Source organism: Rhodovulum visakhapatnamense (genome assembly GCF_004365965.1).
Lineage (GTDB): Bacteria > Pseudomonadota > Alphaproteobacteria > Rhodobacterales > Rhodobacteraceae > Rhodovulum > Rhodovulum visakhapatnamense.
Genome location: NZ_SOEB01000004.1, coordinates 45693 through 68862, shown reverse-complemented (window position 1 = coordinate 68862; position 23170 = coordinate 45693). Strand labels below are relative to the sequence as shown.

Below are 23170 nucleotides of genomic sequence, written 5' to 3'. Positions count from 1 at the left end.
ACCTTCCCATGTCACTGCATTTCGAAGACATCCGCCGCGCCCTGATCGGGGAGGGTGCCGCCATTCCCGGCCCCTTCGGTCCGCGCGCCCTGATCTATGCCGACTATGTCGCCTCGGGCCGGGCGCTGGGCTTTGTCGAGGACGCGATCCGGCGCCATGTGCTGCCGGTCTATGGCAACACCCATACCGAAACCTCCTATACCGGCCGCCGCACCACGGAACTGCGCGAACTGGCGCGGGCGGCGGTGCGCGAGGGCATGGGCGCGGACGAGGCCCATGCCGTCATCTTCTGCGGCGCGGGCAGTACCGGCGCCGCCGACAAGCTGGTCCGGGCGCTGCAGATGGGCGGGCCCGCCGGGCAGCTTGGCCCCGAGGCGGTGGTCTTCGTAGGCCCCTATGAGCATCACTCGAACGACCTGCCCTGGCGCGAGAGCGGGGCGAGGCTGGTGCGCATTCCGCTGGATGCGGCGGGCGCGATCTGCCTTCCGACGCTGAGGCGCGAGATCGCGGCCCATGCGGATGCGGCCCTGATGGTGGGGGCATTCTCGGCGGCCTCGAACGTGACCGGCATCCGCACCGATATCCGCGCGGTCGCGCGGCTTCTGCACGAGGCGGGCGGCTGGTGCGTGATCGATTTCGCCGCCGCCGCCCCCTATGTCGCGGTCCGGATGGCCGAAAGCGCGCCGGGCGCGGGCGACCGGATCGACGCGGCGCTGGTCTCGCCGCACAAGTTTCCGGGCGGGCCGGAGGCCTCGGGTCTGCTGATCGCCGATCGCGCACTGCTGACGACGCCCCGGCCCACGGTGGTCGGGGGCGGCACGGTCAGCTTCGTCAGCGCGGCCGAGCAATGCTATGTCGAGGCGGTCGAGGCGCGCGAAGAGGCGGGCACGCCCTCGATCGTCGGCAATATCCGCGCGGGCATGGTGCTGGCGCTGAAGACCGAGCTTGGCGCCGAGGCCATCGAGGCGCGCGAGGGCGAGCTGCGCGCCCGGCTCGAGGCGGCGCTGTCGGCCGAGCCGGGGATCGAGCTTCTGGGGCCGCGCAACGCGCCCCGGCTGGGGATCTTCTCGTTCAACATCCGCATCGGCGCGCGGCATCTGCATCACGGCTTCGTCGTGGCGGCTCTGAACGATCTGTTCGGCATCCAGGCGCGCGGCGGCTGTTCCTGCGCCGGGCCCTATGGGCACCATCTGCTGGACATCGACGACGCCCGCAGCCACCGCTTTTCCGAGGCGGTCGCGCGGGGCCATACCGCCTTCCGACCCGGCTGGGTGCGGCTGGGGGTGAACTACTTCTTCTCGGACGAGGATGTCGACCGGCTGGCCCGGGCGCTGGTCTTCATCGCGCGAAACGGGCTGGCGCTGCTGCCGCTGTACCGGCTGGACGTCGCGCATGGGGTCTGGCGCGCGCTGGGCGCCGAGCCAGCGCCGCCGCCCGAACGCCTCTCGGATCTCTGGGCGATGCCCGAGGACGACGCGGCCGCCCCCGATTTCGAGACCTGCCTTGCCGAGGCGGCGCGTCTGGTCGAAAAGGGCCGCGCTGCGGCCTCGGCCGCCGCCGGGACCGCTCTTGACGCCGATGACGAGGCGTTGCGCTGGTTCTGGCTGCCCGAAGAGGTCGCCGCCGCCCTGACCGACAAGGAGACCCCGGCATGACCGATCCCGTGACCTTTCCGCCCTCGCTCTGGGCCGATACCGCGCCCCCCCGGACCCCGGCGCCCCCGCTTGCGGGTACCGTCGAGGCCGACACGGTCGTCATCGGCGGCGGGTTTACCGGGCTGTCGGCGGCGCTGCATCTGGCGCGTGAGGGCAAGCGGGTGGTGCTGCTGGAAGGGCAGGCGGTTGGCTGGGGCGCCTCGGGGCGCAACAATGGCCAGGTGATCCCGACCCTGACCGCCGCCGAGCCCGATGCCTGGGTCGCCCGCTTCGGCGAGACCGGGCGGCGCTTTGCCGAGCTGATCGGCGGTTCGGCGGGGTTGCTCTTTGACATCGTGCGCCGCGAGGGGCTGAAGGCCGAGGCCGAACAGACCGGCTGGTTCCAGCCCGCCCATTCGCCGGGCCGCGTAAAGCTGAGCGAAAAGCGGGTCGAGGCCTGGCGCCGCTTCGGCTTCGACGTGTCGCTGAAGGATGCCAGGGAAACCGCCCAGATCCTGGGCAGCGACTTCTGGCACGGCGGGATGTATGCGCCCACCGGCGGGCATATCAACCCGCTGGCGCTGGCGCGCGAGCTGGCCCGCGCGGCCGAAAGCCATGGCACGGTGATCCACGAACAAAGCCCGGTGAAATGGTTCGAGCGGCAGGGCGCCGAATGGGTCGCGGCGACCGCGGCGGGCAAGGTCCGGGCGCGCGCGCTGATCCTGGCCAGCAATGCCTATACCGGCAAGCTGGCCGCAGGGCTTGCGCCGAAGATCGCACGCAGCTTCATCCCCGTCCATTCCTGGCAGATGGCGACAGAACCGCTGGGCGAGAACCTTCGCGCCAGGATCCTGCCCGGACGCCAAGCGGTGTCGGACACCCGGGGCGATCTGCGCTTCTTCCGCTATGACGCGCGCAACCGGCTGATCACCGGTGCCGCGATCATTCCCGGCTGGAACGATGCCGGGCGGGCCGAGGCCAAGGCCGCGCGGAACCTGGCCGAGGCCTTCCCCGAGCTTGGCGTGCCGAAGATGACCCATGTCTGGTCCGGGTATCTCTCGATGAACTGGGACCGCTTCCCCCGTGTTCACAAGCTCGGCCCCGACGGCTGGGCCTGGGCCGGGTGCAACGGGCGCGGCGTGGCGCTGGGCACGGCGCTTGGCCGCGAGATGGCGCGCGCCGTCGCGGGCGAGGACCCGCGCGGGCTGGCGCTGCCGGTGACCGAGCCGCAGGCCTTCCCCTATCACGCCCTGCTGACCCGCATGGCCCCGGCCTATCTGGCCTGGCTGCGCCGCAAGGACCTGACCGAACCCGATCTCTGAGCGAGGAGCCAAGAGAATGAACGACCTGCCGATCCTCGAACGCCGCCGCATCGAGGCGATGATCCTGAAACATGCCTTCGACGTGATCTCGGAACGTTCGGGCCGGGCCGAGGCCGAGGCGGTGATCGGCGAGACCTGCTCGCGCTCGGCGATCGAGCAGGGCCGGGCGCTGGCCGCCGGTCTCGATCACGCCCCGGATCTGGTGGACTACGCCGCGATCCTGCCGAACTGGACGAAGGAAGACGCGCTGGAAATCGAGCCGCTGGAGATGTCGTCGGAAAAGATGGATTTCAACGTCACCCGCTGCCGCTATGCCGAGATGTATCGCGAGATGGGGATCGGCGAGATCGGGCATCTGCTGTCCTGCAACCGCGATGGCGATTTCTGCATCGGCTACAATCCCGAGATCGAGATGACCCGCACCCAGACCATCATGCAGGGCGCAAGCCACTGCGATTTCCGGTATCGCATGAAGAAGAAGGACTGAAGGATGGCCGTCGAGAACTGGGTCGCCAAGCACATCTCGGAACTGGTCGAATTCCGCCACGACCTGCACCGCCATCCCGAGCTGCTGTACGATCTGCCGCGCACCTCGGCGAAGGTGGCCGAGGCGCTGCGCGCGGCGGGCGTCGACGAGGTGCATGAGGGCATCGGCCGGACCGGCGTCGTCGGCGTGATCCGGGGCCAGAGCAATGCCTCGGGGCGGATGATCGGGCTGCGTTCGGACATGGACGCGCTGCCGATCCGCGAGGAGACCGGCGCCGACTGGGCCTCGACCGTGCCGGGCAAGATGCATGCCTGCGGCCATGACGGGCATGTCGCGATGCTCCTGGGCGCGGCGCGGCATCTGGCCGACAGCCGGGCCTTCGACGGCACCGTGATCGTGATCTTCCAGCCCGCCGAAGAGGGCGGCGCCGGCGCGAAGGCGATGATCGAGGACGGGCTGTTCGCCCGCTGGCCCTGCGACGAGGTCTACGGGATGCACAACCGGCCCGGCCTGCCGGTCGGGCAGTTCACCATCGCGCCGGGACCGATCATGGCCTCGGTCGACGAGGTACGGATCACCGTTTCGGGCCGCGGCGGCCATGCCGGGCGGCCGAACACCACCATCGACCCGATGCCGGTCGCGGCGGCGGTGATCCAGGCGGTTCAGACCCTGACCTCGCGCACCATCGACCCGATCGACAGCGCGGCGGTGTCGCTCTGTTCGATCCACGGGGGCGATGCGTTCAACGTGATCCCGCAGGACATCTCGATCACCGGCACCGTGCGCACCCTGCGCGAGGAGGTGCGCGACCATATCGAGGCGCGGCTCAAGCAGATGGTCGAGGGCATCGCCGCAGCCTGCGATGCGACCGGCCGCGTCGAGTATATCCGCCACTACCCGGTGACGGTGAACCACGCGGCCCAGACCGATCTGGCCGCAGCCGCCGCGCGTGCGGTCGCGGGCGACGAGGCGGTCACGACCGACATGCCGCCGACCCTTGGGGGCGAGGATTTCTCGTTCATGCTGAACGAGGTGCCGGGCGCGTTGATCAATATCGGCAACGGGCCGAGCCAGGGCCTGCACCACCCGCGCTACGATTTCAACGACGAGGCCATCGGCTGGGGCTGTTCCTACTGGACCACGCTGGTCCGCCAGCGTCTGCCGGTCGCGGGCTGATCTCCCTTCGGGCAGCTGGACGTCTGGGCAATTCCCTCGCCCGGGCTAAATCCCGCCGCATAGGCCCCCGCGCTGGCCGAGCCGGGGCCCCGGATCGGCAGGGAGGAAGCTTTGCCATGACGATGAAGAGACGGGCGGTGTTGGCCGCAGGGGCCGCGATGGCGCTTGGGATGGCGCTGCCGCGCCCGGCCGCGGCCCGGTTCGCCCCCGAGCCCTCGGGCTGGCGCCGGTTTGAGATAACGACGCGGCTGGCGATCCCGCGGGTGGGAAAACCGGTCCGCGCCTGGGTGCCGGTGCCCGCGATGACCGAGGGCGACTGGATGCAGGCGGGCGCCGCGCGCTGGACCACCAATGCCCAGCGTGCGGGCCTCAAGACCGACGGCGCCACCGGGGCACGGTTCGTCGAGGCGGTCTGGCCCGCCGCCGATGCCCCCGCCGACCTGGTGGTCACGGCCGTTGCCTCGGCGCAGGACCGGGCCGTCGATCTGTCGCGCCCGCAGGATCTTCCGCCCTTGCCGGAGGCCGAGCGCGCCCGCCATACCGCCCCGACCGCGCTGATCCCGACCGATGGCATCGTGTACGAGACGGCGATGGACATCGTCGGCGACGCGGGCAGCGATCTGGAAAAGGCGCGGCGGATCTACGACTGGGTGGTCGACAGCACCGACCGCAACCCCAGGACCCGGGGCTGCGGTCTGGGCGATGTGGCCTCGATGCTGAAAAGCGGCGACCTGACCGGGAAATGCGCCGATCTCAACGCGCTTTTCGTGGGCCTCGCCCGGGCCGCCGGGTTGCCCGCGCGCGATCTTTATGGCCTTCGCGTCGCGCCCTCGGCCTTCGGCTACAAAAGCCTCGGCGCGGGGTCGTCCGATGTGACCAAGGCCCAGCATTGCCGGGCCGATGTCTATCTGGACGGCTTCGGCTGGGTGCCTGCCGACCCGGCCGATGTGCGCAAGGTCGTGCTTGAGGAACCGCCGAAGACCCTGACCCTGGCCGATCCGGCGGTGCAGGCGGTGCGTTCTGGTCTTTTCGGCGCCTGGGAGGGCAACTGGATCGCCCTGAACGCCGCCCATGACGTGACGCTGCCCGGATCGGCGAACGGGCCGCTGCCGTTCCTGATGTACCCGCAGGCCGAATCCGACGGGCGGCGGCGCGACGAGCTGGAGCCGTCGGGCTTTGCCTATACCATCACCGTGCGGGAGCTTGGCGCCTGAGGCGCAACGGACCCGCATTGCCGATGCGAAACGGGGCGGCGCGTTGCACCGCCCCGTGGGCTTGTCCGTCTTGGCCCGGACGCGGGGTCCGGGTGGGCGGTCTTCCCCGCCTCGCGCCGTCTTACGCGGCGACGAGGGATTCGAAGGCCGGGATCTCAAGCCCCGGGCTGACCAGGAACCCCTGGCCGCAGCCGCAGCCGTTCTCGGCCAGCCAGGACAGTTGTTCCTCGTTCTCGATGCCTTCGGCGACGGTGGTCAGCTGCAGGCTTTCGGCCAGCGCCAGCATGGCGCGCACGATGCTGTCCGAGGCGCCGTCGCGGGCGTTCAGCTGGGCGATGAAACTGCGGTCGATCTTCAGCTCGCTCGGGCGCAGCTTCTGCAGATAGGCCAGCGACGAATAGCCGGTGCCGAAATCGTCGATCGAGATCCGCACCCCGGCATCGGCCAGATCCGCGAGGTTCTGGGAGGCCTCGCTGGTGCAGTTCATCAGCCCTGTTTCGGTGATCTCCAGCAGCAGCAGCTCGGGCGGAATGTCGTGGTAGTCGAGCAGTGCCAGAACCGTCGGCAAAAGTTCGCTGGTCTGCAGCGACCGCGCCGAGATGTTGACCGAAATCGGAACCTGCAGCCCGCGCCTGATCCACTCGCCCTGTTGCCGGGCGAACAGCTTGAGCACCCGCAGGTCGAGCGCATTGTAAAGACCGTTGGCCTCGGCCAGAGGCACGAATTCGCCCGGAGAGATGTCGCCAAGCAGCGGATCGCGCCAGCGCAGCAGCGCCTCGGCGCCAAGGATCCGGCTGCGGTCGGCAATGTCGAATTTGGGCTGGAACACCAGCCGGAAGCTGTCCTCGCACAGGGCCTTGCGGAGCGCGCTGAACACGCGCAGGCGGCGTTCGCTGGTGAAGCGCAGGCTTTCCTTGAAATGGAAGACCCGGTCGCGGCCGTTCGATTTCGCCGAGTAGAGCGCCATGTCGGCGGCCCGCAAGAGATCCTCGGCGGTGCCGGCGTCGCGCGGGTAGTGGCTGAGCCCGACGCTGCAGGTCAGCAGCACCCGGGTGCCTGCGACTTCATAGGGCGAGCGGATCTCGCCCAGCGTCCGGTGCAGGATCTGTTCGGCCTCTTCCGGCGCGGTGTCGGACATGAACAGCAGGAACTCGTCGCCGCCGAACCGGCCGACGCAGGCCCGGTCGCCCATCGCCTCTTCGAGGCGCCCGGCAAAGGCCGACAGGATGGCATCGCCCACCTCGTGGCCCATGCCGTCGTTGATGTCCTTGAAGGCGTCGATATCAAGAAAGCCAAGCACCAGCCCCTTGCTCGTCGGGTCAAGCCGCGCCATGGCCGAGCGCAGATGCTCGAGGAAGCACTGGCGATTGTTGAGCCCGGTCAGCGGGTCGCGATTGGCCAGGTCGTTGGCGATGCTGAAGGCCGCGAAAAGCTCGGTATGGCCGGCCATCAGCGCGCTGACATCGGTCGAGGTGCCGCCGACCGCGAAGACCTTGCCGCTGTCGTCGCGCAGCGGGAATTTCTGGATCAGGAAGCTGCGCCGGTCCTCCGGGGTCGCGGCGAAACTGCCGTGGTTGCTGGCCGGTTTGCCCGAGATCAGCACCTCGATATCGAGCGCGCGCGAGCCCAGAAGCCCGTCGAAATCGCGCCGCTGTTCAACCGACAGACCTGTGCCGTTGCCGATCAATGCGCTCGTCGCCCGGTTGCTGAAGATCAGGTTCCCGGTCAGGTCGAAGGCGTGGAAGAGCGTCGAGGTCGCGTCGCTCAGCATCTGCCGGCAGCGCTGGTCGCGTTCCTGTCGGTCATCGGCATGACGGTCGACCAGCAGCATGTGGACCCGGTCGCCGTCATGGGCGCAGAAGGGGAGCCGCGCCAGATGGGCGTGATAGGACAGATGCACCCCGTCGCCGGGCCGCCCGACATGCACGGGCACGATGGCCGCGGGCTGGGGGACGGTTTCGTCCTGCGACGGAAGCTCGGACAGGTAGGCATGGACCCGGCTGCGGGAATCCTGGTCCAGCATCCGGTAGATCGAGCGGTTGCAGAGGTGATCGACGGAGGGAAAGCCGAAGACGGCGGCGGCCGAGTCGTTGGCTTCGCGCACGACCCCGGCCTGGTCCAGCACCACCGCGGGCAGCGGCAGATGCTCGAACAGAGCGAGGTATTTCTGACGCTCCCTCTCCGAGGCGGCATGCGCCTCGAGCAACTCCTGATTTTGCAGTTCAAGTTCGGCCTGCACCAGCTCCAGATGGTCGGTGCTGGTTTGCACGCTGCCCGGTGCCAGAGTGCTCCATCCTTCGGCCGTCGTCCGGCGCAGAACGCCGGACAACGGCTCGGAGGGCTGGGGGGAAGCCCTCTCGAAGTCACTCGTCCCACCGCTTTCCGCAGCCGGCAGGGGAACCGGCGCATCGTGTCGTCCCATCTCTGGCACAGTCCTCGGTGCAGTCACGCCAACGGTTCGGACTGTCGTTCGACAAACCTAACGAACCATTAAACAACCTTAGCGCGACAGGGAAATCCGGCAGTGTTTTTTGAGGGTTAGCGGTCGTGACGTTGCGTCGTTTGGGGGGGCGCAACGTCAACCCTGTTTCATATTCCGGAACCAGGAGGTGATTTCGATGTGGCTGACCACGGCGCCGAACTCGCTTCCGGCCACGGTCGCGGCGGTCATGTAGAACCAGCGCTGTTCGCTCGGCGAATGGCAGGGGTATTCAAGCGCGAAATAAGTCTGGCTGCCCTCGAGAATCGACTTCAGCCCCTCAAGCGCGCGCAGGGCGATTCGCTGGTCTTCGGGGTCCCACGGCACCGGCTGGCCCGGCATGGGCGACCGGCAGACCTCGAGATAATTCGCGCCCGGGCCGCAGCGTTCCAGCCCGGAATCGCCGTTGGCGCGGGCAAAGCGGGTCCAGGCCTTGTTGGTCAGGACGATGGTGCCGTCGAAATCCAGCACCGCTATATGTTCGGGCAGGGCGTCGATGACCCCCTGCAGACGGGCGAGATCGCGATAGACGGTCACGTTGGTCAGGGTGACGACCGCCCCGCGATGGCCCGTCGACTGCACCGCATAGGGCATGATCCGCACCCGGTAAAGCGCGCCGTCCTCGGCCGTCGCCTCGCGCTCGAAGCTGACCTCGGTGCGGATGGTGTCGCGGATGTCGTCCAGCAGGGCTGGGTATTTCAGCCTGTGGGCGATGTCGCCCAGCGGCCGGCCGACATCGCTTTCGCGCAGCTTGAAGACCGAACAGGCATCGGGCGAGAACCGGGTGATCAGCAGCGCCTCGTCGAGAAACACGGTCGCCACCCCGACGGCGCGGATCATGCTGGTCAGATCGGCGTTCAGCCGGTTCAGCATCGCCATCTTTTCCTGGTATTCGGCGTTGACCGTGTTGATCTCTTCGTTGACCGATTGCAGTTCCTCGTTCGAGCTTTGCAGCTCTTCGTTCGAGGCCATCAGCTCTTCGTTGGTCGATTGCAGCTCTTCGTTCGAGGTCTCGAGTTCCTGAATCGTGGTCTGCAGATCGGCCCGGGTCGAGTCGAGCTGCCGTTCGAGGATGTCGATCCGGGCCTGCGCCACGGCGGTCAGGTCGATCCGCTGCGCACCCTCGGGCGTCGTCCGGGGCTCGCGCTCGACTGTCTCGAAGCTCAGCAGAACGCAGGCGCCAAGTTCGGTGCCTGCGAAGGGAATGGCATGCAGCCGCAGCACGCTGGCGTTCTCTTCCAGCCGCACCTCGATCTGTTCCGAGGCCTGGGCCTGGGCGGTCTCGATCGCCTGATGGATCAGGACGCTGGCCATCGCCACCAGCGTCTTCGGCAGCAGCCGCACCAGTTCCAGACTGGCCACGCCCGACCGGGTCAGCAAAAAGGGCCGCAGGTCGCCGAAGAAATGGATCGCCTCGAGCTTGTCATTGACCAGGATCGACGGCGGAGCCCAGGCGTCGAGCAGGGCATTGATTGCCATGTCGGTCAGGCTTTCCCGCACCGGGCCGCGGGCGCCGAAGGCGCGGGCGCTCATCGTCGGGCGGCTGTCCCTGTCGACGGCGAACTGACGCGACTTCAGGCCGTGATCGAACGGGGTCGAGGATTTCAGCGCCGACAGGTCGAACTGGGCCGAGGGTCGCGCCGAGACCCGGACGAAGACCTTGTGCTTGGAGTCGACCGGCTGGAACCCGTTCTGCAGGCTGGACAGCGTCTCGCTGCTGCCGAGGAACAGGAACCCCGCCTTGCGGATCGCGTATTGCAGCCGCAACAGCGCGTCCTTCTGGGCGTCCTGGCGGAAATAGATCAGCGTGTTGCGGCAGCTGACCAGGTCCATCCGGGTGAAGGGCGGGTTCGACAGCAGGTCGTGCCGTGCAAAGACCAGCGATTGCCGCAACTCGCTCGACACCTGCACCGTGTCGCCATTGGCGATGAAATACCGTTCCATCCGTTCGGGGCTGATCTCGGCCCCGACCGAGGCCGGATAGGTGCCCGCCGAGGCGAATTGCAAGCTGTCCTGGCTGACATCGGTGGCGAACACCTTGACCATTGGCGTGCGCCCGGCCCGGTGGAACGCCTCGTGCAGCAGGATCGCGATCGAATAGGCCTCTTCGCCGGTCGAGCAGCCCGCGACCCAGGCGCGCGCGGTCTGGTCGGGCCCCAAAGATTCGACGATCCGCGGGACGACGGTTTCCTCGAGCACCCGGAACGCGTCTTCATCGCGGAAGAAGCGGGTGACCGAAATCAGCAGCTCACGGTTCAGCGCCGTGACCTCGCCCGGCGAGGACAGCATCAGGTCGACATAGCTCTGCAGGTCGGGCTGGCCCAGAACCTGCATGCGGCGGCCGATCCGCCGCAGGATGGTCGAGCCCTTGTAGAGCCGGTAATTGGTGCCGGTCGCATCCTCGAGCGCCTGGAAGATCACCTCCAGCGTGTCGGTCTCGCCCGAAGATCCGTCGGATCCGGCGGCGCTCTGGCCGGTCTCGGCATCCTGTTCCGGGCCGAACGGGATCTTAGGCGGGCGGCTGCGGTGTTCCAGCACCCGCCGCGCCAGGTCGCTGACCGGCAGTTCGGCATCGACCACCCCGGCGCGGCGCACGCTCATCGGCATGCCGTCGAAATTGGCCTCCTTGGTGTCCTGGATCAGGACCAGACCGCCCGCGGCATTGATCGCGATGGCGCCGCGCGTGCCATCCGAGCCGGTGCCCGACAGCACGATGCCGCTGGCCCGGTCGCCGCAATCTTCCGCGAGGGACGAAAAGAAGATGTCGATGGGAAGCGACAATCCCTCATTGCGGGGGGCCAGCCGCAGCACGCCGCGATCGATGCGCATCACCGTACCCGGCGGGATCAGGTAGACATGGTTCGCCGCGACCCGCGTGTCGGTCTCGATCATGCTGACGGGCATCGCCGTGCGCCGCGCCAGAAGCCCTGCCATCAGGCTTTTGTGCTTGGGCGAGAGATGCTGGATCACGACGAAGGCGGCACCGGAATCCGAGGGACAGTTCTCGAAGAAGGTCTCGAGGGCGGACAGGCCACCCGCCGAGGCACCGATGCCGACGATCGGAGGTACGGTGCCGGAGTGGATCTCGTCGGGAAGCTGCCGGGGGTCGGCTTCGGTGCCCATCAGGAATGTGTGCCCCGTTTTTCGTGCCTGCGCTTGCGGTTGCGCATTCAATGAAGTGTTAACTTCATCCTCGCCCGCGTTCTCGCATACGACTTGAAGTTGATCAACCGGTTTTGGCCGCGGAGATTTGCGGCACGGAAGTGCCGATCCGGAACGGACCTGTCATGGTCCCGATTTGAAACGGAAAGCCCGGTTCCGGGAAACGGGCGTGACGTGGGGTCAGGCCCCGCGGATCGCCCGGGTCGCGCGCCGTTCGAATGTGCGCAAGCCACGGAAAAGACGGCCGTGGAAGAGAAAAGGATGCCCCCAAAACCGGAAGGCACCGGCCGGGATGCGGCCGATGCCTTCGGATAGGGTGTTGTCCTGAGGGGCGCGGCGGCGTCAGGCCGCGCGCGACACCAGAACCTCGTCGACCTGCTTCTGCGCGCCGACCTCGTCCATCCCGGACACGGCCGCGACTTCGCGAGTCAGACGTTCCAGCGCGGCTTCGTACAGCTGGCGTTCGGAATAGCTCTGCTCGCGCTGGTCGTCGGCGCGGTGCAGGTCGCGCACGACCTCGGCGATCGAGATCAGGTCGCCCGAATTGATCTTCTGTTCGTATTCCTGGGCGCGGCGCGACCACATGGCCCGCTTGACCTTGGCCTTGCCCTTCAGCGTTGCCATTGCCTTCGACACGACATCGGGCGTCGAGAGCGAGCGCATGCCCACCTCGGTCGCCTTGTTGGTCGGCACGCGCAGGGTCATCTTGTCCTTCTCGAAAGAGATGACGAAAAGTTCGAGCGGGATGCCGGCGATTTCCTGCTCCTCGATCGACACGATCTTGCCCACGCCATGGGCGGGATAGACCACGTAATCGTTGGGGCGGAACTCGGATTTCTTGGTCTTGGTCATACAGCACTTCCTCGCATGGACCGCAGGGGCAGCGACAAGAAAACGTCCGGATCAAGCGATGCCCGGCTTATCCATTTCCCTTGGCGCTGAAAAACCACCCCGCAGAAGGCGGATTCTGCGTGTGGTTTGAAGATTCGGTCAGCCATTTGTAAAGGAAGCATAACACAAAAAATGCCCCACGGAAAGCGGCATGCTGGTTCCGTTGGGGCAAGCGCATGAATGTGCGGGCAATTTCCTGCCCAAGCCGTGAGCGGCAGAGGTTAACGGCGCTCCGTCAACCGCCGACCCCGGGCGTTTCCGAGAAGTACTTGGCCCGCTTGCCTTCTTCGCCGTCGCGCTCTTCCGCTTCGGGCAGCGGATCCTTGCGCGTGATGATGCAGGGCCAGACCTCGGCATATTTCCGGTTGAATTCGACCCATTCGTCCATATCGGGCTCGGTGTCGGGCCGGATCGCGTCGGCCGGGCATTCGGGTTCGCACACGCCGCAGTCGATGCACTCGTCGGGATGGATCACCAGCATGTTCTCGCCCTCGTAGAAGCAATCCACGGGGCAGACCTCGACACAGTCGGTATACTTGCAGGCAATGCAGTTGTCGGTGACGACGTAAGTCATGGGCGAACTCTCGATTTTCCGATCTGGGTGGACCTAAACCACGACTGCCGATCATTCAAGCGGCGGTTTGCGGGTTCGGTCAAGGTCGCGGCGCTGTTTCTTCGTCGGACGGCCTCCACCTTCGTATTTAGGGCTTGCAGGCGGCGTTTCCTTGATCGGGGTCAAGTCCTCGTAGAGGGTGCGCGCCTCGGTCGCGGGGCCGCGGCGGTCGCCCAGCGCCAGAATCCGGACCACGCGGATCTCGTGGCCCTGGGGAAAGGTCAGCGTGTCGCCGGGGCCGATCTGCGCCGCGGGCTTGTCGGTCTTGGTGCCGTTCACGCGCACATGGGCGCCGGCCACCAGTTTGGTGGCCAGCGTGCGCGTCTTGAAGAAGCGGGCCTGCCAGAGCCACTTGTCCAGACGGAGCGTCTGGCGCGGGGCCTCGGTCACGCGGGGCTACTTCTTGGTCTTCAGCCCCATCAGCGCGGCGGCGAAGGGGTTGTCGGGGTCGATGGGCTTTTCCTTGCGGGGCGGGCGGGCCTCGAAGGTCTTGGGCCCGTCATGGCGCGGGCCGCCCTTGCCGCCCGGCTTGCCACCGCCGCCGCCATGTTTGCCGCCCTTGCCGCCATGTTTGCCGCCGCCCTTGCCGCCACGGCCGCGCGGGCCGTCGCCCTGCCCGCGATCTTGTCCCCGGTCCTGACCGCCCTGCGCGCCATCGCCGCGCGGACGGCCGCCGCCTTGCCGCCGCCGGGGCGGCGCCCAGGTGAAGGTGTAGAACACCTCCATCTCGGCGTCTTCCGGGGGCTCTGCGGGCGCGGCCTCGGATTCGGCAGCCGGTTCAGCGCCGGTTTCGGGCGCAGTCTCTTCCGCAGTCTCGGGCGCGACCTCGGCAGCAGGCGCCTCGGGCGTCGCGTCGACGGCTTGATCCGCCGCCTGCTCGGCGGTTGCATCCGGGGCCGGGGCCTCGGCTTCGGGCGCCTCTGCTGCGAGGGCCGCCTTGACCTTGGGCCGCTCGCCCCTTTCGGCGCGGTAGCCGAGGCCCTGCATCAGATCGGCGAACTGTTCCAGCGTGGTGCCGGTGATCGACAGCATGTCTGCCTTGGCCTCGAAGCCGCCCCGGGTGTCTTCCGACCGAAGCTGATCGGCCAGCCGTTCCAGCATGTCGATCCGGATCGCGCGGGTTCCGGCCGGGCGATAGCCCGCCAGCCGGTAGACCTCTTCGGTCACGCCGGGCACGACCGGGATCGTCACCAGCCCGGGCGGCGGGCTTTCGGGGAATTCGTCCAGATTGCGCGCCAGCGACCACAGCACCAGCCGCAGACGGGTGGGCGCGGGCTTCAGCAAGAGCGGCATGAAGATCGTGAACTGGCCGAAGCGGATCCCGTGCTTGCGCAGGGCCGCGCGGGCCTCCTGGTCCAGATCCTTGACCTCCTGGGCGACGCCGTCGCGCGACAGCAGGCCCATCGCCTCGACCACGCGGAAGGCAAAGCCGCGCGTCAGCCCGGTCAGCGTCTCGTCGCGCTGCAGGTTCAGCAGCGGCTCGAACAGGGTCGCGACCCGGCGGTCGATGAAATGCTGCAGCCGCCGGCGGACCTTTTCGATCACGTCGGGCCCGGCCTCCTCGTCGACGAAGGCGTCGATGCCCGGCTTCAGCGGATCGGCACCCGCCACCAGCTTGCCCACCGCATGCGCGCCCCACATCAGCCCGCCCTGCTCGGTGAAATCGAGCTCGGTATCGGGCGCGTTGTAGAAGCGGTCGGCGCGCAGGTGGAATTCGGGAGCCAGCGCCACCAGCGCCGCCTGGCGCAGGGTCTTGGCTTCATCGGGGCTGGCGGACGCATCCTGGCGGAAGCGGAAGCCCTCCAGACGGCCGACGAATTGCCCCTCGACCGTCACCTCACCCTTGTCGTTCACCTCGGCCACAAGGCTCTCCTTCTGTTTCAACCGGCGGAGCAGAACGGAGGTCCGCCGGTCTACGAATCTTTGCGTCAATGCGCCGTGCAGCGCGTCCGACAGGCGGTCCTCTACCGCGCGCGTCTGTTCGCGCCAATGCGGTTCGTCGGCGACCCACCCCGTGCGCTGGGCGACATACGTCCAGGTGCGGATATAGGCCAGACGTTTCGACAACGTGTCAATGTCGCCATCTGTCCGGTCGATGCGCTTGACCTGTCGCGCCATCCAGTCGTCCGGGACCCGGCCCGCCCCATGCAGGAAGCCGAAGATCCGTTCCAGCAGACCGGCATGTTCGGCGGCCGAAATCCCCCGGAAATCCGGTATCCGGCAGACATCCCAAAGAAGTTTCACGTCCCGCGAATCGCGGATCCGGGCGCGAAGATCGGGCAGCCCCGAGAGCGATTTCAGGGCCTGCAGGTCGTCGGATTCGCGTACCCGCGTCAGCCAGTCGCCCTGTGCGTGTGTCTCCAGCGCGGCAATCAGCCGCTCCGGTGTTCCGAAGTCCAGCCTGGAATTGCGCCACTGCAGCCGGGCGACCGGGTCGAAGCGGTTCTCGACGATGGCCTCGGCCACCTCGTCGGGCAGGGGCCGCGCCTCGCCGGTGACGCCGAAACTGCCGGCCTGGGTGTGGCGCCCGGCCCGGCCCGCGATCTGTGCCAGCTCGTTCGGCCAGAGCGGCCGCATCCGGCGGCCGTCGAACTTGTCGAGCGCCGAGAAGGCCACATGCCTGATGTCGAGGTTGAGCCCCATGCCGATGGCGTCGGTCGCGACCAGATAATCGACATCGCCGTTCTGATAAAGCTCGACCTGCGCGTTGCGGGTCCGGGGCGAAAGCGCGCCCATCACCACCGCGCAGCCCCCCTTCTGGCGCCGGATCAGCTCGGCGATGGCATAGACGTTCTCGACCGAAAAGCCGACGATGGCCGAGCGGGGCGGCATCCGGCTGATCTTTTTCGACCCGGCATAGACCAGTTCGGAGAACCGCTCGCGCCGCATGAACTGGACCTTCGGCACCATCGCGGCGATGGCGTTGCGCATGGTGTCGGCGCCCAGAAACAGCGTCTCGTGCTGGCCGCGGGCATGCAGCAGCCGGTCGGTGAAGACATGGCCGCGTTCGGGATCGGCACAAAGCTGGATCTCGTCGATGGCCAGGAAATCGGCGCCGGTCGCCTCGGGCATCGCCTCGACCGTCGCCACCCAGTACTGGGTGCGGTCGGGAACGATCCGTTCCTCGCCGGTGACAAGCGCCACCACCGACGGCCCCCGAAGCGCGACGATCCGGTCATAGACCTCGCGCGCCAGCAGGCGCAGCGGCAGGCCGATCACACCGGTACGGTGGGCCAGCATCCGCTCGATCGCGTAATGGGTCTTGCCGGTATTGGTGGGCCCGAGGACCGCGGTGATCCTCGACTGCGCTGTCATCCTTCAGCCCCTTCGCCCGTCGTTCAGAGGGTCCGGCCGGAGGTGACGACCTCGAGCCGGTGCACGGCCTCTTCTAGGTCAGGATCGTGGGGATGTATAGCATGGGCGGCGCGATAGGCGCCCAGCGCCGCAGTGTCGTGCCCGGTCTCTTCGAGGATGGTGCCAAGCCCGGTCAGTGCGCCGAAATGGCGGGGGTTCAGCTCCAGCGTCTGGGCCAGGTCGGACAGAGCGGGTCCGTAAAGCCCCGACCGGTAATAGGCCAGCGCCCGCGAATTGTAGGCTTCGGCGAAATCGGGCGCATGATCGACCAGAGCGGTCAGATGCTCGATCGCGGTGCCGAAGGCCTCGGCCTCGATGGCGTCGCGCCCGCGCTTCAGCAGAAGGTCCATCGAGGCCGAGCCCGATTTCGACCATTCGGTCCAAAGCGCGTCCTCGACCCGCTGCCAGTTCGGCAGATCGGGCCGCTGCAACTCTTCCAGAAGATCGTCGGCCCGGGCGGAATCGGCAAGCCCCCGCTCAGCCAAGAACACGGACGCGGAAAATACCGCCAAGGCAAGATTGAGAATGCGCAGCGTTTTGGCCATAACGTCCTTTAGAATAGCGCAACAGGCGGACAAAGGCGACATGCCCCGCATTCACAAATCGGAGGATCCCGAATGAGCGACACGCTGGACAAGGCCGTCGAGGCCCTGAACGCCAAATTGTCGGGCGGCTTCAATGGCGTTGCCAAGTTCGCCATCGAGGATACCGGCGACATCATCGTCGATTCCGACGGCGCCCATGCGGGCGATGCCGAGGCCGACGTCACGCTGTCTGCCAGTCTCGAGACGTTCCGGGCGATGATGGAGGGCGATCTGAACCCGACCACGGCCTTCATGACCGGCAAGCTCAAGATCGAGGGCGACATGGGCAAGGCGATGCAGCTGGCCCAGATCTTCACCTGATCGCAATGGACGAGGCGCCGCTTTACGCGGACGTGGCCCACGGCCCCGAAGGCGGCCGAGCCTATTGGCTGCGGACCGAGGACGGGGTGCGGATACGGATCGGTGTCTGGGGGCGCGAGGCGCCCGCGGGCACCGTTCTGCTGTTTTCCGGGCGCACCGAATATGCCGAGAAATACGGCGCCGCGGCGGCCGCGCTTCAGGCCCGCGGCTTTGCCACGCTGGCCATCGACTGGCGCGGGCAGGGGCTGGCCGACCGGACGCTTGCAAACCGCTCGCTGGGCCATGTCGCGCGGTTCGCCGATTTCCAGGCCGATGTGCGGGCGGTGCGCAAGGCCGCCGAGGCGCTGGGTCTGCCCCGGCCCTATCACATGCTGGCCCATTCGATGGGCGGCGCCATCGGATTGCGTGCGCTGATCGAGGGGCTCGACGTGGCGACCGCGGTCTTTTCCGCGCCGATGTGGGGCATCCGCATCAGCGCCGCGATCGCGCCCCTGGCCTGGGCGCTGACCGGGCTTGCGCCCCGGCTGGGGTTCGGGCCGGTCCGGGTGCCCGGCACCGGGGGCACGACCTATGTGCTGGCCACGCCCTTCGAGACGAACGATCTGACCGGCGACCGCGAGATGTACGAGATCCTGCGCCGACAGCTGACCGCGCATCCCGATCTTTCCATCGCGGGGCCGACGCTGAGCTGGCTGGGCGAGGCGCTGTCCGAGGCGGCCTGGCTGGCGCGGCAGCGCTCTCCGGCCGTGCCGGCCCTGACCTTCCTTGGCGGGCGCGAGCGGATCGTCGATCCGCTGGCGATTCGGCGGCGCATGGCCGACTGGCCGGGCGGACGGCTCGATGTCATCGAGGACGGGCGCCACGAGATGATGATGGAACCTCCCGCGATCCGCGACCGGCTGTTCGATCTGGCAGCGGCGCATTTCCGCGCCCAGTCCGGCTGAGCGCGGCGGCCCCCGAGGGCCGCGGCGGCGTCAGTGCACGTTGACCGGCGCCAGGTCGTTCTGGCGTGCAAGCTGAAAGGCGAGCTTGCGGTCCCGCACCAGCGCGAGGCGGCCGCCATTGACGTCGTGGACGGCGTAAAGCTCGTCCAGCCCCAGGGCCTGACGCTGCACCTCTTCGGGCAGGTCGGCGACCTTGACCGGCCGCACATAGACGATGCGCTCGCCGCCTTCGGGCAGAAGATCGTATTTCTCGTTCATGACCGTTTACCTCACGCTCTGGAAATCCGGATCGTCTGGACAACGCTGTCCGGCACCGCCCGGTTCAGATCGACATGCAGAAGACCGTTTTCCATGGTCGCCCCCGTCACCTCGACCCCGTCGGCCAGCACGAAGCTGCGCTGAAACTGCCGGGACGCGATGCCGCGATGCAGGAAGACGCGTTCGGCGCAGTCCTCGACCTGACGGCCGCGGATCACCAGTTGCCGGTCTTCGACGGTGATCGCGATATCCTCGTCGCGAAAACCGGCCACGGCAAGCGTGATCCGGTAACCCGTTTCGGAGGTCTGTTCGATGTTGAAGGGCGGGTAGCCTTCGTTTCCGGATTTGGCGGTCCGCTCGACAAGGCGTTCGAGCTGCTCGAACCCCAGAAGGAAAGGATACGAGCCGAGGGTGAGTTTCGTCATTGGTCAAGTCCTTGAACAAGCGACCTGGAAGTTCCGGGACCCCGCGTCCGCGGCGGTCCGACCCAGGATATGGGAACCGGGGCGGCTTCCCGCAAGGGCATTAAATCGCTATGTTAACACTTCAAGGAACCGCATCGACTCAGCCCCGGGAACCAGATGAACATCGCCAGCGAGATGAATTCGGACGAGGTCTTGCGCGTCAAACTGGAGGTCCTGCGGCGCGAGCACCGGGATCTCGACGACGCGATTCACGCGCTTCAGGAGAAGGGGACCGGCGACAGCCTGACCCTAAAGCGGCTGAAAAAGCAGAAGCTGGCCCTGAAGGACCGCATCGCGCTGATCGAGGATCAGCTGACGCCCGACATCATCGCCTAGCCGCATTGCGTCGCCGTCCGGCGCGGCTATAGTGCCCGCTCGCAAGACGAGGGGGCCGAACCGCATGGGCGACGTGAAAGTGGGCATCATCATGGGCAGCCAGTCGGACTGGTCCACGATGAAAGAGGCAGCCGACATCCTGGACGCGCTGGAGGTGCCCTACGAGGCCCGCATCGTCTCGGCCCACCGGACGCCCGACCGGCTCTGGACCTATGGCAAGACGGCGGTCGAGCGGGGCTTGCGGGTCATCGTCGCGGGCGCGGGCGGGGCGGCGCATCTGCCGGGCATGATGGCCTCGAAGACGCGGGTGCCGGTGATCGGCGTGCCGGTCCAGACCCGGGCGCTGTCGGGCGTCGACAGTCTTTATTCCATCCTGCAGATGCCCAAGGGCTTTCCGGTCGCGACCATGGCCATCGGCGCGGCGGGGGCCGCCAATGCCGGGCTGATGGCCGCGGGTATCCTCGCACTGAACGATCCGGCGCTGGCCGAGCGGCTCGACCGCTGGCGCGCCGATCTGTCGGCCTCGATCCCCGAGGTTCCGGCCGATGAGTGAGCCCCGCGCCGACGCCCTTGCCCCCGGCGCCACCATCGGCATTCTCGGCGGCGGCCAGCTTGGCCGGATGCTGTCGGTCGCGGCCTCTCGGCTGGGGTTTCGCTGTCATGTCTTCGAACCCGCGCCCGAGCCGCCCGCCGGTCATGTCGCGGCCCATGTGACGACCGCGCCCTACGAGGATACCGGGGCGCTGGCGCGGTTCGCCGCCTCGGTCGATGTCGTCACCTACGAATTCGAGAACATCCCCACCGCCGCGCTCGACGCCATCGAGGCCGTGGTGCCGATCCGCCCGGGCCGGAAAGCGCTGGCGGTCAGCCAGGACCGGCTGGTCGAGAAATCCTTCCTGAACGGGCTGGGGCTGGCGACCGCGCCCTTCGCCGCGGTCGATGACGAGGTCGATCTGGCCGAGGCGCTGGACGAGATCGGCGTGCCCGGCATCCTGAAGACCCGCCGCTTCGGCTATGACGGCAAGGGGCAGGCCCGCATCATGGCGCCCGAGGACGGACCGGCGGCGCTGGCCGAACTGGCGGGCGCCCCCGCGATCTTCGAGGGGTTCGTGGAGTTTTCGTCCGAGATCTCGGTGATCGCGGCGCGGGGCGCCTCGGGCGAGGTCGCCTGTTTCGACCCGGGCGCCAACGTGCATCGCGACGGCATCCTGCGCACGACGACCGTACCCGCGCCGCTGACCGTGGCGCAGCGGACCGATGCGGTGCTGCTGGCGGGGCGCATCCTGAACGCGCTCGATTATGTGGGGGTAATGGGGGTCGAGCTTTTCGTGACGAAAGCCGGTCTGATCGTCAACGAGATCGCGCCCCGGGTGCATAATTCCGGCCACTGGACCCAGAACGGCTGTGTCATCGACCAGTTCGAACAGCATATCCGCGCCGTTGCGGGCTGGCCGCTGGGCGACGGGGCGCGCCATTCCGACATCGTGATGGAGAACCTGATCGGCGACGACATGGACCGCCTGCCCGATCTGGCCGCCGATCCCAAGGTCGCGCTGCATCTTTACGGCAAGACCGAAACCCGCGCGGGCCGCAAGATGGGCCATGCCAATCGCTGGGTCGGCCCGGCCGCGTCCTGAACGCAGCCGGGCTTAGTGCCGCGCATCGCCGTTGGGCGCACGCGCGGCGCGGCCGGCTTCCAGCCCGGCGGCAAAGCCTTCCGCCATGTGCACGAAGGGCGTGTAAGGATCGGCCGGGGCCGCGGGTCGCGCAGGCGGGCTCCGGCGCAGGCTCAGGCCCCAGAAGATCAGCCCCACCCCCAGATAGGCCGCGCCGATCACGGTGGCGGCGAAGACCGCTCCGTGACCGGCGCTAAGCACAAGCCAGGCCGCCCCTGTCAGGAAAGCGGCGCCGACGCCCGCGCAGAGGCTGCCCGCGGTGCCGAGCGCCAGCCGGTGCGAAAAGGCGCGCGCCCGGCGTTCGGCCTCGTCGAGAGGCAGCGAGAACATCAGCGGCGGCCCGTCATCAGCCCGACGAGAAAGCCCAGGCCCACCGCAATGCCCATCGCGGCGGCGGGCTGGCGGCGGACCGCATCGGCCGCCTGTTCGCCAAGCTCGGCGCCGCGGGACTGCATGCCCGCAACCGTTGCCTCGCCGCGTTCGCGGATCTCGGCGGCGCGGCGCTGGACCGAATCGCGCATGTCGTTCTTCTTCGCCTCGCTCAGATCCCCCAGCGTGCGGGCGATCTGGGCGATGTCGCCCTTCAGCGCCTCGATCTGGACCTCGAGATCCTGAACGCTGGCGCTGCCGTTCCGTGCCTGAGCCGATTGTGCCATGACGGCCTCCTTTCGGTTGCTTGGTATCGCATACGCGGAGGAAACGCCGCCGTGCCGGACAGGGTTCCGCCCGCTCGCGGCGCGATCACGCTTGCGAGAGACCCCCTGTACAGGCCGGGAACCACTCGGCCCCGGCGACGTTGGGTCAGCACAACCGGACATGAAAGGAGCCTTGAAATGCTGTATTGGGCACTCGTTTTTCTTGTCGTCGCCCTGATCGCCGCCGCCTTCGGGTTCGGGGGCATCGCATCGGCCTCGGCCGGGATCGCACAGATCCTGTTCTTCGTCTTCCTCGTTCTCTTCGTCATCGCGCTGGTCGCGCGGGCGCTGCGGGGCCGCATGCCCTAAGATGAAGACGAAGAAGACTGCACGCCGCCCGCAGGCCCGCGCGGGCGGCACGTCAGACAAAGACCCCGTCGGAGATCCCGGCGGGGTCGATTGTTTCAGGACCGTCGCAGCGGATGCACCCGGTGCTCCGCCGCGAGGTCGGTCAGGCGCCGAGCGTTTCGGTGCTCGAGAAGAACATCGCCTGGCTGACGGCCGACCGCACCTGATCCTCGGTATAGGGTTTCGAGATCAGGAAGGCGGGTTCCGGCCTCTCGCCGGTCAGCAGCCGTTCGGGGAAGGCGGTGATGAACACCACCGGCCGGTCGCCCAGCTCGGCGAGGATGTCGTTCACCGCGTCGATACCCGAGGATTTGTCGGCCAGCTGGATGTCGGCGAGGATCAGGTCCGGCGGCGTCTGTTTCGCCAGATCGACCGCGCCGCGCCGGGTGCGTCCGATGCCGGTCACCTCGTGGCCCAGGCCTTTGACGATGGCCGAGATGTCGATGGCGATGATTGCCTCGTCCTCGATGACCAGCACGCGTCCGGCGATGCTGCGGGCCATCTCGTCCCGCGCGATGGCGATCAGGCTGGCAGCCTCGTCGCCCGGAAGACCCATCACGGCGCCCACCTCGTCATAGGTGAAGCCCTCGATGGAATGCAGCAACAACGCCTCGCGAGTATTGCGCGTCAGGGACGCCAGCCGCGATTGCGCCCGCGCCTCGATGCCCGAGACAGGTTCGGGCTCGCCGATCCGTCCGCCAGACGACGACCAGATGCCGTAGAACGCCTTGAACAGGGCGACCTTCGGCGGCAGGCCCTGTTCGAAGATCCCGCGATCTGCAAGGATCGCCTCGAGCGTCGCGATCGCATAGGCGTCGCCGCTGGTCTGGCTGCCGGTCAGCGCCCGCGCGTAGCGTCTGAGATAGGGAAGTTCCGCCCCGATCACCCGGGAAAGATCTTCAGAGGGATTTGGATGCGTCATGCGCGACCTCGAAAAAACTGTTGTTCATGGGAACCGAACGTCGCGACGGCGCGTTTGGTTCCGCAGTCTGAAAGTTAGGGCGGGCCGACCGGAATGGCAAAGAAGGACCGTAGGGGTCATATGCAAGAGCAGATCGACGAAAACTTGCGGCGCGTCTATGCGCAAGCCGTCGAGGAACAGGTCCCCGACCGGTTTCTCAAGCTGCTGGAACAGCTGCGCGGCGATGGCGAAGACGTGGCCAAGGCAAATAACGGTGACACTAAGTGAGTGCGGTGTCGGATCCCAGGGAA

24 protein-coding genes are annotated in these 23170 nt (G+C 67.7%); 12 read left to right on the top strand and 12 right to left on the bottom strand.

Annotation, left to right across the window (positions count from 1 at the left end; translation table 11 throughout):
• Positions 1-8: 8 nt before the first annotated feature.
• The 5 genes from EV657_RS04855 to EV657_RS04835 all read left to right on the top strand — a co-directional run bounded on the left by EV657_RS04855 (position 9) and on the right by EV657_RS04835 (position 5833).
• Positions 9-1655: an aminotransferase class V-fold PLP-dependent enzyme gene (locus EV657_RS04855; protein ID WP_134077295.1), complete on the top strand. Its 1647-nt coding sequence runs from the start codon at positions 9-11 to the stop codon at positions 1653-1655.
• Positions 1652-2956, top strand: a complete 1305-nt coding sequence (locus EV657_RS04850) for an NAD(P)/FAD-dependent oxidoreductase (RefSeq protein WP_134077294.1) — start codon at positions 1652-1654, stop codon at positions 2954-2956. The genes EV657_RS04855 and EV657_RS04850 overlap by 4 nt, the downstream gene beginning before the upstream one ends.
• Positions 2957-2972: 16 nt before the next feature.
• Positions 2973-3443: an L-2-amino-thiazoline-4-carboxylic acid hydrolase gene (locus EV657_RS04845; protein WP_134077293.1), complete on the top strand. Its 471-nt coding sequence runs from the start codon at positions 2973-2975 to the stop codon at positions 3441-3443.
• 3 nt (positions 3444-3446) lie between these two features.
• Positions 3447-4619, top strand: coding sequence for a M20 aminoacylase family protein (locus EV657_RS04840; protein ID WP_134077292.1), 1173 nt, complete (start codon positions 3447-3449; stop codon positions 4617-4619).
• Positions 4620-4735: 116 nt separating this feature from the next.
• Entirely contained in the window at positions 4736-5833 is a 1098-nt protein-coding gene (locus tag EV657_RS04835) for a transglutaminase-like domain-containing protein (protein WP_134077291.1), read from the top strand.
• Positions 5834-5954: 121 nt separating this feature from the next.
• Here the strand turns inward: EV657_RS04835 and EV657_RS04830 are convergent, their stop codons facing one another.
• The 7 genes from EV657_RS04830 to EV657_RS04800 form a co-directional block, all read right to left on the bottom strand.
• Complete coding sequence (locus tag EV657_RS04830) at positions 5955-8102, bottom strand: putative bifunctional diguanylate cyclase/phosphodiesterase (RefSeq protein WP_166673647.1); 2148 nt, start codon at positions 8100-8102, stop codon at positions 5955-5957.
• A gap of 309 nt (positions 8103-8411) precedes the next feature.
• A complete protein-coding gene (locus EV657_RS04825; RefSeq protein WP_134077289.1) occupies positions 8412-11435 on the bottom strand; it encodes a chemotaxis protein CheB in 3024 nt (1007 codons plus the stop codon).
• A gap of 381 nt (positions 11436-11816) precedes the next feature.
• Complete coding sequence (locus EV657_RS04820; protein ID WP_075784071.1) at positions 11817-12326, bottom strand: CarD family transcriptional regulator; 510 nt, start codon at positions 12324-12326, stop codon at positions 11817-11819.
• Between the two features lie 274 nt (positions 12327-12600).
• Positions 12601-12939, bottom strand: a complete 339-nt coding sequence (gene fdxA, locus EV657_RS04815; protein ID WP_075784070.1) for a ferredoxin FdxA — start codon at positions 12937-12939, stop codon at positions 12601-12603.
• Positions 12940-12990: 51 nt separating this feature from the next.
• A complete protein-coding gene (locus EV657_RS04810) occupies positions 12991-13368 on the bottom strand; it encodes an RNA-binding S4 domain-containing protein (protein WP_134077288.1) in 378 nt (125 codons plus the stop codon).
• A gap of 6 nt (positions 13369-13374) precedes the next feature.
• Positions 13375-16293 carry a helicase-related protein gene (locus EV657_RS04805; RefSeq protein ID WP_134077287.1) on the bottom strand — a complete coding sequence of 973 codons (2919 nt, stop codon included), beginning with the start codon at positions 16291-16293 and terminating at the stop codon, positions 13375-13377.
• Between the two features lie 23 nt (positions 16294-16316).
• Complete coding sequence (locus EV657_RS04800) at positions 16317-16877, bottom strand: tetratricopeptide repeat protein (protein ID WP_081381997.1); 561 nt, start codon at positions 16875-16877, stop codon at positions 16317-16319.
• Between the two features lie 72 nt (positions 16878-16949).
• Between EV657_RS04800 and EV657_RS04795 the strand changes: the two genes are divergently transcribed.
• A complete protein-coding gene (locus EV657_RS04795; RefSeq protein WP_075784067.1) occupies positions 16950-17237 on the top strand; it encodes an SCP2 sterol-binding domain-containing protein in 288 nt (95 codons plus the stop codon).
• Positions 17238-17242: 5 nt separating this feature from the next.
• The gene (locus EV657_RS04790) at positions 17243-18181 is read left to right on the top strand and encodes an alpha/beta fold hydrolase (RefSeq protein WP_134077286.1); all 939 of its coding nucleotides are present in this window, start codon (positions 17243-17245) and stop codon (positions 18179-18181) included.
• Between the two features lie 30 nt (positions 18182-18211).
• Here the strand turns inward: EV657_RS04790 and EV657_RS04785 are convergent, their stop codons facing one another.
• Both EV657_RS04785 and EV657_RS04780 read right to left on the bottom strand, forming a co-directional pair.
• Complete coding sequence (locus EV657_RS04785) at positions 18212-18439, bottom strand: DUF1150 family protein (RefSeq protein ID WP_113669533.1); 228 nt, start codon at positions 18437-18439, stop codon at positions 18212-18214.
• Between the two features lie 11 nt (positions 18440-18450).
• Positions 18451-18864 (bottom strand): Hsp20 family protein, encoded by a 414-nt coding sequence (locus EV657_RS04780; RefSeq protein ID WP_075784064.1) that lies wholly within the window; start codon positions 18862-18864, stop codon positions 18451-18453.
• Between the two features lie 156 nt (positions 18865-19020).
• On the opposite strand from EV657_RS04780, the gene EV657_RS04775 reads away from it, so the two are divergent.
• From EV657_RS04775 to EV657_RS04765, 3 genes are all read left to right on the top strand, one after another.
• Positions 19021-19239, top strand: coding sequence for a YdcH family protein (locus tag EV657_RS04775; protein ID WP_075784063.1), 219 nt, complete (start codon positions 19021-19023; stop codon positions 19237-19239).
• A gap of 64 nt (positions 19240-19303) precedes the next feature.
• On the top strand, positions 19304-19792 hold the full coding sequence (gene purE / locus EV657_RS04770; RefSeq protein WP_113669534.1) for a 5-(carboxyamino)imidazole ribonucleotide mutase: 489 nt from the start codon (positions 19304-19306) through the stop codon (positions 19790-19792).
• Positions 19785-20876: a 5-(carboxyamino)imidazole ribonucleotide synthase gene (locus EV657_RS04765; RefSeq protein WP_113669535.1), complete on the top strand. Its 1092-nt coding sequence runs from the start codon at positions 19785-19787 to the stop codon at positions 20874-20876. The genes purE and EV657_RS04765 overlap by 8 nt, the downstream gene beginning before the upstream one ends.
• A 12-nt stretch (positions 20877-20888) precedes the next feature.
• Here the strand turns inward: EV657_RS04765 and EV657_RS04760 are convergent, their stop codons facing one another.
• Both EV657_RS04760 and EV657_RS04755 read right to left on the bottom strand, forming a co-directional pair.
• Positions 20889-21245 (bottom strand): hypothetical protein, encoded by a 357-nt coding sequence (locus EV657_RS04760; protein WP_075784060.1) that lies wholly within the window; start codon positions 21243-21245, stop codon positions 20889-20891.
• Positions 21245-21571, bottom strand: a complete 327-nt coding sequence (locus EV657_RS04755) for an ElaB/YgaM/YqjD family protein (protein ID WP_075784059.1) — start codon at positions 21569-21571, stop codon at positions 21245-21247. The genes EV657_RS04760 and EV657_RS04755 overlap by 1 nt, the downstream gene beginning before the upstream one ends.
• Positions 21572-21748: 177 nt before the next feature.
• Between EV657_RS04755 and EV657_RS04750 the strand changes: the two genes are divergently transcribed.
• Positions 21749-21919 carry a DUF1328 domain-containing protein gene (locus EV657_RS04750; protein ID WP_075784058.1) on the top strand — a complete coding sequence of 57 codons (171 nt, stop codon included), beginning with the start codon at positions 21749-21751 and terminating at the stop codon, positions 21917-21919.
• 142 nt (positions 21920-22061) lie between these two features.
• On the opposite strand, the gene EV657_RS04745 is transcribed toward EV657_RS04750, so the two are convergent.
• Positions 22062-22880, bottom strand: a complete 819-nt coding sequence (locus tag EV657_RS04745; RefSeq protein WP_075784057.1) for a response regulator — start codon at positions 22878-22880, stop codon at positions 22062-22064.
• Between the two features lie 120 nt (positions 22881-23000).
• Here EV657_RS04745 and EV657_RS04740 point away from each other — a divergent pair, with 120 nt between their 5' ends.
• The gene (locus EV657_RS04740) at positions 23001-23147 is read left to right on the top strand and encodes a NepR family anti-sigma factor (RefSeq protein WP_337248276.1); all 147 of its coding nucleotides are present in this window, start codon (positions 23001-23003) and stop codon (positions 23145-23147) included.
• Positions 23148-23170: the final 23 nt, after the last annotated feature.